Source organism: Pseudomonas sp. NFACC08-1 (assembly GCF_900106735.1).
Lineage (GTDB): Bacteria > Pseudomonadota > Gammaproteobacteria > Pseudomonadales > Pseudomonadaceae > Aquipseudomonas > Aquipseudomonas fluorescens_Q.
In genome coordinates, this window is record NZ_FNNL01000010.1 from 1 (window position 1) to 12649 (window position 12649).

A 12649-nucleotide genomic window follows, 5' to 3' on the forward strand; every position below is an offset into this window, starting at 1 on the left:
CCGAAACCCAGACCGAACAAGAGCTGGCCGGCAGAGTTTTCAAGGCCTTGTTTAATCGACTGGATGAGAAACAGCGTGTCTGGACCTTGGGCACGATTAAGCGGGGCAGCAACCCCATGATGCAACCGCGTTCTTTCGGCTTGCGCACGCAGCGGGGTGCCCAGGAGGGCGAGGGAGCGATGCTTGCCTTTGTGCGCATGGAGGGTAGACATGAGGGAGCCTTTCCTGGTGCGAACAGTGGTTTTCGTTACTTGATCCCGAATGACGCCGGAAGAGATTACTCTGCCACTGTATTGGTAGGGCGAGGCCGAGTAGTTATTGCTGAGTTGGTACGATCGCTGGGGGAAATGATTGATAGCGATGATTTTGATTTTGTTTTTGATAATGATAGCGGAGACGTTACTGCGACAGCTAAAGGCGGGGGTATTACGGTTCCTCGTGGGACATTTAATCATCGTTTGGATATGAATCCCGTGGTGGGGGGGCCAATATGGGCGGATCTTGAGGTTGTTCATCCTGAATTTCTTCTGGCGGCCAGTGGAAGTCTGAAGGTTGCGCTGCGGGGGCAAGAGATTAGCGTCGAGTGGCCGTGTAGCGGGACTATTAACGCTAAAATTAATGTCTTAGAAACTAATTATCATCCACTTCAATCGCTCATAGATTTGTATCCGGGCAATACTTTGCGTTACGGCTTAACCGTCACGGCGACCTATCAATTGGTTGATGATGCCGCCGGCGGCGCGTTAAAAAGAATAAAATTTGATGTTGAAAGCGATGTAGTCCCTGAGCCAGGCGATGATTTTTCCGGATTTGAAAATGCCGTTAAGCGTAAGTTGATTCTGGAAGGTCAAACAACGAGTATATCGCTTATACTGTATTTTTTGCTAGGGCTGGCGATGGTGCAGGCTGCTGAAGTTTTACTTCGGTTGTTGACGATGGATGCGTCGGGGATGATTGAGGGTGCAATCAAAGAGCAGTTCCCTACGGGCCACGCTGTGATGGGATTTATTGCGGAAAATCTCGAGCTTAACTACGGCGAAACCATTCAGATGCTCAATTTACAGTCTCCTTATGATGTCGGCCTGTTCGGTCGCATCAATCCCGCTCAAACAACGTTCGCCATCACCACGCCGGAACCCCGTATTGCCGCCGGCGCGCCGCACTATGCTTTTGAGGTTTTTCCTGAAAGACCCGGCCTGAAATGGGCTGTTGAGCACTTGCGGCGTCTCGCTGTCGGCGTAGGTACGATCGATGAAGACACAGGGGTCTATACACCTCCGGCAGTGCACCAGGTCCAGGGGCGTTTCACCCGTGTACGGGTCACCGCAACCGACCCTGTTACCCAGTTCAGCAGTTCTGCCTTGGTGACGGTAGTCCGCTCGCGCTTGACGATCAATCCACTGATTCAGATTTGCGATAAAGACGAGCGTGTACCGTTAAAGCTTGGCTATCTGAAGGACGATGAGGACAGCCCTGCGCCTACGGTGGTCATCAACAATCCGGTTCCGGGGGAGAGCGGTTCTATCGAATCCAATAATGGCGTTTACACCTATGTCTCAAATAAAGAAGTCGTCGAAGAGAAAACCTATGTGATGGATGAACTCGTGGCGACTTACAAAGGGTATACGGCGTCGGTTTACATGGTGGTTACACAGACAAATCCCGGGATAACCATTCAAGCCCCTGGCAGCTTGAAAGGTTTGACAGAAGTCGCTTTAAGAGCCATAGCCAATAACAGGGATATTACCGAACACGTTGAGTGGAGTATTGAATTCAACGGCCCCGGCTCATGGCACAGCGAAACCCCAGGCGTCTATAAGGTTGACGAAATGGCCCCGCAGGCTTTCGTGTTCATCAGAGCGTCCTGGGACTCGGTGGTTATAGGTGTTCTTGAAGGTCATTTACTGCTCGCGCTGCCCTTGCTCGATATTCCCGATGTGCCGCTGAGTGTTGCCGCGATTGAGGGCGGGACAGGCCTGGTTTATTGATCTGTATAACGACTTGCTTGCAACCCATTTATTAAGTGAGGAAAGTAGCGATGGCCAGTTATTCGGTAACCGAACTGTTAGGCTGGATGCAGGGCACCAGCCAGATGCGCGAGTGGGATGCATTGTTTGCCTTGTCGGGTCATTCGGTGAACCAGGCGCTACAAAAGGACCATGCACTCCGATTGAGCCAGGGCATAAGCCTGAATGGCATCACCGGAAGTTACGAGGTGCCGGATACTCCGCTTACCCATCACTTGATCGGGTGCTCATTGAGTTATCCCGAGATTTCCTTTCCATCAACGTCGTATGTATCGAATGCCGTGGGTTCATCCCTGCAAGTGAGCGGCGGTCAAGAAGTGATCACGCAAAAAAAAATTGATCAACAGCTTATCCAGTCGGTTTTTCTCTTTAGCCCACTTAATGCTTATAAGTTGGTCACAGACGAGCAACCGGTTACTTTCCAAGAGCCAGCAGCCGGGCGCGATGCGCAGGTCGTGCTGGACCTGACGCTGGCAGAAGAACTCAGGCTGACGAGTTCGCCGGTGCCGGAGGAACAGGTCGCTGGCGGCAAGTTCTTCAAGGCGCAATTTGAAGCCTTGGCCAATGAACGTTCCGTATTTCCGTTGGCCAGGTTCCCGGATCAGGAAAATCCTTTCCTGTGTATCAAGTCCATTGATGTGGGCACTCAATCGAGCGGGGAGGTCGCGGGCGAAGGGGCGTTGCTGTTTTATCAAACCATGGCGATGGGCAGGCCCGGCTACAAACCGAGCGAATACCGATACCTGATCGCCAATGACGCCGATAAGGACTACGCCAGCACCGCGCTGTTCTCGTCCAGGCTGATCAATCGGGCCGCGTTCGGCGGGGCACTGTTGAGCATGTTTGGCAGCAATCACTTCGAACTGATGGAAGACGATGGACATGTGATAGGCATGAAAGCCACCTCGGGCGAGTTGACCATTACGGCTCGCGATTATAAGGACAATCTTTACGACTTTGGCTGTGACTCTTTTGGTATCTCGCTGGTGCAAGGAGCTCAGCCACTGACGGCCGAATTTGAACTGACTCGGGCCGTTCAGCACTGGCAAACCAGGGCCGATGTGCCACTGCGTTATCGGCTCCAGGGCAGCACGGGGGGATGGACCTCTTTTACGGTGACGTTCACCTTCAGCCTTGAGCAGGTGTTTCGGATGATGGTCGATGAGTTCGCTCCGTACGAAGTGGGTGCCGAGTTATTTGTGCCACGCACGCAGACGCCGGACGTGACGTACATCAGCGGCCTGCCGGATAACACACCGCAACTCCTGCGCGGTCGGATCGTGGCGTTTATCGGGCATGCGGTTAAAACCGCGTTGATCGAGCAGTACGCCGAATGCCTGACGGCCACCGGTACCCAAGTGTTTTTGGCGGATGTAGACCTGGCGGGTGCCCACCGGTTGCAATCGGAAGTCGTGGCGCTCCCACAGGATTATGTCGACTTTGGCCGGGTTCTTTCCTCCAGCGCCTCGTTCACGATCCGTGCGCCGAAAACGCTGTTATTGCCTGGGGAAATTGTTTTGTTCGAGGTGGAGCCGGCCGCCCCCGGAGTCAGTTTCACGATAGAGGCGCCGGGCGCTTTGGATCCTGGAAGGATGACGCCTGAAGGGGAGTACCGGGCACCGCCGGCCCATACACTGGGCGCAGCCCCTCTTCAGGTACTGGTCATTGCCCATGATGAGGCCAGTGACGAGCGAAGTGTGGTCGTAGTAACGGTGATCAGGGAAAGTCTTGTGGTCAATCCCGTTATTCAAGTGTGCAACCCGCAGGATCGCATTTCGTTTTTGGCGGGCTCCATCGGTGGCGGACCATTGACGTGGGAAATAAAGAATCGGGTACCGGGCGAAAGTGGAGATTTGGTCCCCAATCCTGCCACCGGTGGATACGACTATATTGCCGCTGACGAGATCACGGGTGAGGCCGCCTTTGTTTTCGATGAAATCAACGTGACCGATGAAGACAGCGGCAATACATGGTCAAGTTATGTGGTGGCACAACATAAAAACACGATAATGGTTATAAAGCCCGATCTTGAATCTTCCGCCGAAGGTGAACTTCAGTTACGCGCCACGATTAACCACTTTCCCATCGAGGCAGAGTGGTTCCTCCCCTTTGACGGTCCCGGGGAAATCGATAGCGATACGGGGTTGTATCGTGAAGGCGGACCCAGTGCACAACCTTGCGTCGTCATTGGCGCAAAATGGGTTGAACCCGTGCTTGGTCTATTTGAAGGTTACACCATCGTGCCATTACCGTTAGCCGATTCAGGTGCGGTCATTCGAGCGTTGAGTTTGTAATCCATCCTTTTATTGGAAGAGGATTTATCATGGCTACGTTGAATGAAGTTCTTGCGCTTATGCAGGGTAGACTGACTACCCGGGGTTGGGATGCATTATTTATATGCGACCGCCTTCGCATTAACTATCTTCTGGAACAGCAATATGTAACGCGTTATGAAGAGTTCACTTTCTTACCCTATTTGAATGGTCGCACTGTCATTAACGCGTCTGAGAGTCAGTCTGTCGAGGTTAAATCAATCGTTCTCGGTGCGCCGAAGGTGTCTTTCGAGAGTGCGACCTTAGCGGACTCCAGCGCTACGGTGACGATGAATATTGTGGGCGGGGAAATCAAGACGTGGCAATCTCGAGTGGGCGCTTCGGACTCTCTATTGTCCACGGGTTACATCACCGAACAACAGGGTTTCACCCTGACGATGAAGGTCAACTTGTTCTTGGTGGTGGCTGAAGTCGACCGGCAAGGCCGTATCACGATGGATTTGAAGGGGGCCAGTACCTTTACCTGCGATCTCTTGGGCGGGGAGCACGCAGAGCGCCTCGGTGCCTATTTTAAAGAGCAGTTTGACAAATTGTCGTCGGACCAGACGGTGTTTCAGCTGGGACGAATCGGCCTCAAGGGCTACCACGGGCTTGCCCCAAGGCGTTTCCGCCTGCGGACCCAGGCTGCACCCGGAGCGAAGGTCAGAGGTGCGGCAAATGAAGGCGATGGTGTGGTGCTCGCATTGATCGAACTGCTGGCCGGCAGTGGCCCGGGGCAAGAACTCGGTGCCGACTTCCCTTACTTGATGCCCGATGACACCAATCCTGGTGCTGATCGCAAATACACCGCCTTGTGGGTGTTATCCCGGGACATGCTGAGGTATGCCAGCAATAACAACGTGGAGTTACCGGCGCATCTATCTTTCCCCGGACTGAATTTCTACGAAGAAGTCTCGCAACACACACCTCATGACGTGGTGTCGTTTGGTCGCATCAGCCCCGCACAGACCAGCATACGCCTGGAGCCCGCGTTCCCAGTCATCGAGGCCGGGGGGCGACAGCAATTCCAGCTACTCGATTGGGAAGGCAGGACGCTGACGGCCAAAACGTGGAAAGCCGTCAGCCTGCAAAGTCACTCCGAGGACGGGCACGGCACCATAGACAATGGCTTGTATAGGGCGGTGTCGTCGCAACGTATTGGCTACCACTCGTTGCGTGTGCTGGTGACGGCTACCTATGAAAACAACGGCAAAACCTACACCGCCTCGACTTTGCTCAGGGTGGACTACAGCAAGGTGGAAATCGCGCCGAAACTGGTGACCCACTTGCTCAAGAAGGAACCTGGCGAAGTTACACTGAACGCGACCGCGATGGGGCAGGAAGCCCGATGCAGCCTGCTTGCGCCGCTACAAGGCAGCCTGACCAGGATTGCCGGCACGCAGTGGCGGTTCGTGGCCAGCGCCGAGGCTGAACTCAAGAGCTTCTCGATTCAGAAGGTGCTGTGCGAGACGCTCGGTGCTGACGTCAAAACAACGCAATCTACCCTGGTGCTGGACAATGCCCAGTCGTTTTTAAGCGTCGAGCCGGCTGTGGTGGAGCGTCTCAACGCCGCCAATACGGTGCAATTGAACCACGATATTTCTCTGATGCCGCAGGTGCCGCGGCGGTGGCGAGTGGTCAGTGGTGTCGGCAGCGTGGACGAAGGGCTTTACACCGCCCCACCGCAAGGGGTGGAGCAGACAAGCGTGGTGTTGTGCGAAGTCGTACGTAACGGCGTGGTGTTTTTCCGGGGTTACAGCGTGATTGGCGAAAAACAGCAGGACCCGGATCCGACTTGGGAAGTCCCCCTGGCCCTGTTCACGATCAAAGTGGTGGGTGGGCCGGAGCTGGATACGCAAGGTAATGTGCTGGCCAACGGTTACCAGCAACTTCATGTTCAAGTCAGCACCCAGACCAATGGTGTGTGGGATCCAATAGACGAAGAGCTCAAGTACTACAAACTGAGTTTGACGGAGTTGGCAAGCATGCGCCTGCTCTACAAAAATTACAATGAGCTGCCTTTTATACCGGTGGAGGATCTGGGAGTCGATCCGGGGGCGTCACAAAGTTTACAAGTGCATAAAATCCTGAGTCCTTACTTCGACCTGGCCATTCCATCTAACCCCGGCCAAGTACCGAATGCCGACGCTCTGCGAGCAAATGATTCTCTGGTCGAGCAGGATTTCTATCTTCATTCCGTTGCGCCCGTCAATACCACCGCAACGCTGCATGCCAGATTTCAGAAAGACAGCGCCGATGGCGGTGGTCAGTGGATCGATACAGCGAAAGAGGGGGAAGAGGGCGTCGGTAAAAGAATCACCGTCAGGTCCGTGAAGCCTGCAGAGTTTGTATATGATCTCACTCGGGTGCGCATAGCCGGTGGCAGCGGAGGCGAACCTGGCAATGATAACGCTGACTTCGATATGATTCTTAACAGCCAGGATTGGTGGACGTTCAAGTGCAGGGGGCAGGACTTTATCATGCTCGAATGGCTACTTCCTGATCAATTAGAACCGGGTGTTCCGGAATTTATTAATGTGTCTTCCATTCGCTGGGAAAGCGAAAAGCTGGAGGAGACTATGTTTAGTTGGCTGGGCTATTACTTTGAAGATGTTACTGGAAATAATGATTTAAAAAACAAGGTGGCTTTCGATGATTTCATGCCTGATGTTGTAAAAGATCCCCAGCTTCTGGATGTTGCCAAATCCACTCGGTATGACCCCTTCACCTTTGCTGTTTTACTGTGTCGAAACGATAACATTCCGTACATTTTGCCTCGCGCCTATCCGCGTCCGCGGTTGGATCAAGATTTGAAGGTTGCCTTGCGAGACAAGAACGGCAATCTTCACAAACAGAGAATTTCATTCAAGCCCAAGGGAACCTATTATCATCGTAATTATCTGGATAATACGGCTTTATGATCTTTCCCCTTCGTCCATGATTGGTCGAACCTTTGCAGGTGACTGACAATGAACGTTTTTACGAAAATAGGCGCCGGCTTGCTGATTGTTGCCGTTCAGGCGATGACTGTCGTTCTGGCTCAGGGAAGTATTAAGCTATATCAAAAAGGGAGTATAGAGGATCCTGGTAAAACATGCGTTATTGCTATTCCCGCTGCATATAAGGACTATGATATGGCATATCATGGTTGCGATAATGATGTGTACAGCTTTTTTACCCTCGACAATGTGGAGTCTGCCGTGAGGATTGCCTTCGGTTCGGAAAGGAACTGCCGAGTTACGGGGCCGGGCTATACGGGGGACTGGTACTATATGGTGAAGACCTATATTGATCCCACTAATACATCCTTGATTTCACTTCCGGGTGTAGTGGCATCGGCGATACCAGGGCAACTTCTCAAGCCGGGAGTGATGTTTGTAGAGGGAAAAAACAAAAATAATGAGAATGTCGAAGGGAAGCTGTCCTGTCTTTATATATGGCCAGGTACGCCTGCAAGTTAATCATGCCTGCCTAGCGCTCACTTTTGGCGGTGAAATCTAAAAGCAAGCGGTTGGGAAGCTCAAGGTTACTCAATATTGGCGCGTGGTTTTCTGAGTTTGTTTCTTTCCAGAGGTGGCAATCATGACCGACTCCACGGCGGTACATTCCAACGCTTTCAATTTCATGAGTTACATAGCGGGCGGGGTTGATCCTCGAACCAATCAATACACTTTTTCCATCAACTTCCCCGAATTCAAACCCAACTTCTTGAACGGTCCGCTGCTGTCCCTGGCCATGGGCTTCAATCCCATGAACCGTCATGACAGCGGTTACGGCACCGGCTGGAACGTGCAGCAATCGCAATATCGGGTTCAGCGGCAAATCCTGACCTTGAACAGCGGCGAGCGTTACAAGGTTACGGCGCAACGGGAGGAAGGGCTTCTGGTCGAGCTTCTGATGAAAGAGAAAAAGCTCAACACCTTCCGTTTTTACCGTGATAAAGACGACGATCAACTCTACCGACTGGTGCATAAGTCCGGTCTGGTCGAAGAACTCAGGGTCCATGGCCGGGGAGACGATGCGGTTGCCTTGCCTGTCCGGATGATCGCGCCGGAAGGTCATGCGGTGACGCTGGGGCACTTGCCCTTCGGTGCCCATGATTTCCGGCTTGCGAGCATCAGTGATGAGCGCGGCGATTTGCTGAAGGTAGACCGTCAGGAGGGCAGCGTCATCCTGGACCTGCACCCCACTGCCGGCGCCAATGGCACGCCGTTGGCGCGCTATTCGATGACGCTGGATTCCGGCACCGAGAAGTACGTCAAAGTCATTACTTTGCCGAGCGAAGCGGGTCGCAACGTTGCCTGGCGTCTGAATTACAGGCCAGTGGGCGAATACACCTGCATCGTGTCGGTGGAAACGCCACTGGGCGGGCGGGAAGAAGTGGTCTATGACGCGCAGGGCCATGAGTTTCCCACCGGCAGTGGTCGTCAGCCCATACCCCGGGTGAAAGAACACCGGGTGTTCCCTGGCAGCGGACAGCCCATGGTAGAAACGCATTACAGTTTCACCGACGGTTCGACCTACCTGGAGACCAATAATTTCCTGGGTCGCAATCTGGTGCTGAGTTGGAACGATGACGGGTTGGATAACCTCTATCAGTTCACTGGCAGCCATTACGCCTACGGTTGCACCGAGCATCTGATGGATGGCGGGGTGGAGGTCCAGCGTATCAAACGTACCTTCAACCAGTTTCACTTGCTCACCCTGGAGACCACGACGCGCAACACGGCACAGCAGGAGGTCGAGACTGTGTATGGTCAGATCCCCGGTGGGTTCGATGGCCAACCAGACTGGTTTCAACTCCCTCACGAAGTCACCAACCGCTGGCGGTTGGGTAGCCAATTACGTAGCGAAAAGTCCAGCAGCACCTATGACAGCTACGGCAATCTGTTGGTCCAGACCCATCCCACAGGTGTTGTCGAAACCAGTTTTTACTACGATAAGGACGGAGAAGATGGCTGCCCGAAAGACCCCGATGGCTTCGTGCGCAATCTCAAAAGTCAAACCCAGACGCCCGCTCCTGGCTATGTGGCCGGTGCGCCGACCCTGCGGACCGATTATCGCTACGAGCTGTATCCATCGCTGGACGGCAGCGGACGTTCGTCGTGGCTGGCGCTCGAACGTGAAACGCTCACGCGAACGGCTCCCGGCGCCGTCATGGAATTACGTAGCACGGCCTATGAGTACTACCACGACAAGGACGACGCGCAGGCGCATGTGGTGCATGGACGCCTGAAGCACCAGTCGGTTGCCTTGAATGAAAAAGCAACGAAAACCGCCTACACGTACGGGGTGACGATGGGCACCCTGGCCGACGAGACGGTTCTGCAAACAGTGGAAACGCTGACGACAGACTTCGATCAGGTGCACAAAATCATTACATTGGAAAGCTCGCTACTCAACGGCGAGTCGCTGCTTGAGCGCGACGACAATGACGTAGAGATACGCCGCACTTACGATGTGCTGAATCGGGTCACCAGTGAAACCGTGGCACCGAACGACCCACGCTACAAGGCAACGCGCAATTATGAATATTATCTCTCCGCCAGCATTGGGCAACGGGCCGAGCAATGGTTGTTCGACGTCAAGGGCGTGAAGACCGTGACGGCATTCGATGGGCTTAACAGGGCGGTTTACGAAGAGCGCAACGATGCCGACAGCAGCCAACCGGCAATGCGCCAGACCTATGCCGCCCAGTACGATGTTTTCGGGAACCTGATCGAGCAGACCGAATACGATTGGTGGGGAGCGCAGGAGAAAGCCTTCAAGACACGGTTTCTGTTCGACGACTGGAATCAGCCCTTCTGCGAGATCGGCCCGGACGGCGTGGAGCGCTATAAGCAAGTCAACCCGATTGGCGATCGAAACTGGTCAGGCCCGATTGAACGAAGCTGGGAGCAGGATTTGACGAAGGTCCACTTCAGCGGGATCACTGAAACGCGTCTCAACCTGTTTGAAAAGCCTGTCCAGACAGAGCGTCTGGCCTTGGATGAAAGCGTAATCAGTCGGCAAAAGTATAGTTATGACGGGTTGGGACGGTCGGTGAAGGAAGAGTTGGGCCTCAGGACTCCGTTGCGCGTTACCGAGTACAGCTATGATGCTTTCGACCGTATGACGCAAACCATCTTGCCTCAAGGTGCCAGGATTGTGCGCGAATATGCCGAGCACAGCGCTGAAGATTGGCCTACACGCATCAGCGTGGATGGACAGGAACTGGGAACGCAAACGTTCGACGGGCTGGGCCGCATGACCGAGTCGGTCACCGGAGGGCGTTTGCAACGCTATGAATACGATCCGCAGCAGACCCGACCTAAGACCGTGACCCCCGCCAGTGGTCAAACGGTCGAATACCAGTACATGCCACAGTTGAGTGACGAACCTCTGCGTCGCCAACTTTCAGGTGGGGACATCTGTAACTACGAGTATGACCCGGCCAACGCGCGATTGATGAAGGCCAGCGTGGGCGGGCGGACACTGGCACGTACTTATTTCAGTTTTGGCGAGCCCAAGAGCGAAACCGTTGAAGCGGATGGGCAAACTTTCGCGATGGCCTACGAGTATAGTTTTCGCAGTCGTTTGCTCAGCTATACCGATGTGCTCGATCAAATACAGCAGTATGAATATGACCCTAAAGGTCGATTGGAGCGTACATCCTTGGGGACGACTTCGTCGGCCTTCACTTACGACGCCTTGGGGCGTGTCGCTACCATCACCACGCAGGACATCGTCGACGGCGCACCGGCGAGAACCCTTGGTATCAGCCTTGAATACGATGAGTTTCATCGTGAAACAAAGCGTACGTTCGACCTTGATGGTGTTATCCAGGTATTGGATCAGGTATACGACGAGTTTGACTGTCTCGTGCGACGCACCTTGACCGAAGGCCCCCAGACGCTGCGTGACGAAACCTATGCCTATGATCTTCGTGGACGCCTGGAGACGTATACCTGTGCGGGCAGCCAACCGCCAATTGATCCGTATGGCAACAGGCTCTCGGGGCAAACCTTTATCTTCGATGCGATGGATAATCTGATCATCGTTATCACAGAGACGGTCGATGGAAAAAACAACATGGCCGAATATCATTATGAAAATCCGCAAGACCCTGCCCAACTGAGTCGAGTCACCAACTCAGGGGATGCGGGGCATCCAGACGAGCTGGTGCTTTCCTATGATGCCAACGGTAACCTGATTCAAGACGAGCAAGGCCGAGTCCTGGAATATGACGCGCTTAATCGGCTGCTCAGTGTGAGTGAGTCCGGATCGGGTAAAACGGGTAACTTCCAGTATGATCCACTGGACCGGTTATCCAATAACGATGACGGTGGCGGTTCCCAGCAACATTTTTACAAGGGCGATCACATCACCAACCTTGTGGACGGGGAGCGGAGCAGTACCTTCATGCGCGGCGATGACCATTTATTGGCAGAGCGTCAGGGCGACAACACGCTGTTACTGGCCGGTAATTTCACCAACAGTGTAATGAATGAAGTCAGCTCCGACTCAACCCATTCTCTTGCTTACAGCCCTTATGGCCATCGTAGCGCCGAACAACCTATCAGTACCGAACTGGGTTTCAATGGTGAACTGAGGGAGGCTCAGACCGGAGGATATATGCTGGGAAAGGGTTACCGGGTGTATAACCCGGTGCTCATGCGATTCAATAGCCCGGACAGCTGGAGTCCATTCGGCAAGGGGGGGCTCAATGGGTATGCATACAGCCAGAGGCCGCTCGATGAGGTAGACCCTACGGGGCACTTCGTTGTTAACGCGGCGTTGGGCGCCTTGCTTTTAGGCGTTATAGCTGCCTCCACAAGTGTTGGTGCGGCTCTCACCGACGACAACACGGCTCGCATTGTGTTTATCGCCATTGCTTCGGTAGCGGGGGTGGCGTCGATTGGTTTAGGCGTGGCGGCATTTAGGATGACCCCAGCGCCGAATAGAATGCCCGTTGCGCATCCACGGTCTCGCACTGGAACTGCTTCTCGCCCTACAGGCAATGTGCCGAGACCGACTAACGATCCATTCGCTGGTGCTACTGCTCCCCCGCTTTCTGCATCGGCTGGCGATCCATACGCTCCTACTGCTCCCCGGCTTTCTGCATCCTCAGCGTCGGGAAGGGTTGGCGATCCATACGCTGCTACTGCTCCCCTTCCTTCTAATCCGCCGAGTTATTCTGCCGCGACAGCAAAATCAGGCATGCTACCTAAGTATACTGAGCTGGATTTTGACGAGCTACTGAGAGGGGCGACAATAAGAATGAATGGTATTAGAAGCACAGCTCCATAAGCCTAACCCGCGCAACGCCAT

At 54.0% G+C, this 12649-nt stretch carries 5 protein-coding genes; all 5 read left to right on the forward strand.

Features of this window, described 5'->3' with window-relative positions; all coding sequences use genetic code 11:
- A partial coding sequence (locus tag BLU76_RS20180) for a hypothetical protein (RefSeq protein ID WP_092224045.1) occupies positions 1-1988 on the forward strand: 1988 nt, incomplete at its 5' end.
- 50 nt (positions 1989-2038) lie between these two features.
- Positions 2039-4321: a hypothetical protein gene (locus tag BLU76_RS20185; protein WP_092224047.1), complete on the forward strand. Its 2283-nt coding sequence runs from the start codon at positions 2039-2041 to the stop codon at positions 4319-4321.
- Positions 4322-4350: 29 nt separating this feature from the next.
- A complete protein-coding gene (locus BLU76_RS20190) occupies positions 4351-7260 on the forward strand; it encodes a hypothetical protein (RefSeq protein ID WP_092224049.1) in 2910 nt (969 codons plus the stop codon).
- Positions 7261-7308: 48 nt separating this feature from the next.
- The gene (locus tag BLU76_RS20195; protein WP_092224051.1) at positions 7309-7800 is read left to right on the forward strand and encodes a hypothetical protein; all 492 of its coding nucleotides are present in this window, start codon (positions 7309-7311) and stop codon (positions 7798-7800) included.
- Between the two features lie 121 nt (positions 7801-7921).
- Positions 7922-12628 (forward strand): RHS repeat-associated core domain-containing protein, encoded by a 4707-nt coding sequence (locus BLU76_RS20200; RefSeq protein ID WP_092224054.1) that lies wholly within the window; start codon positions 7922-7924, stop codon positions 12626-12628.
- The last annotated feature ends 21 nt before the right edge of the window (positions 12629-12649 follow it).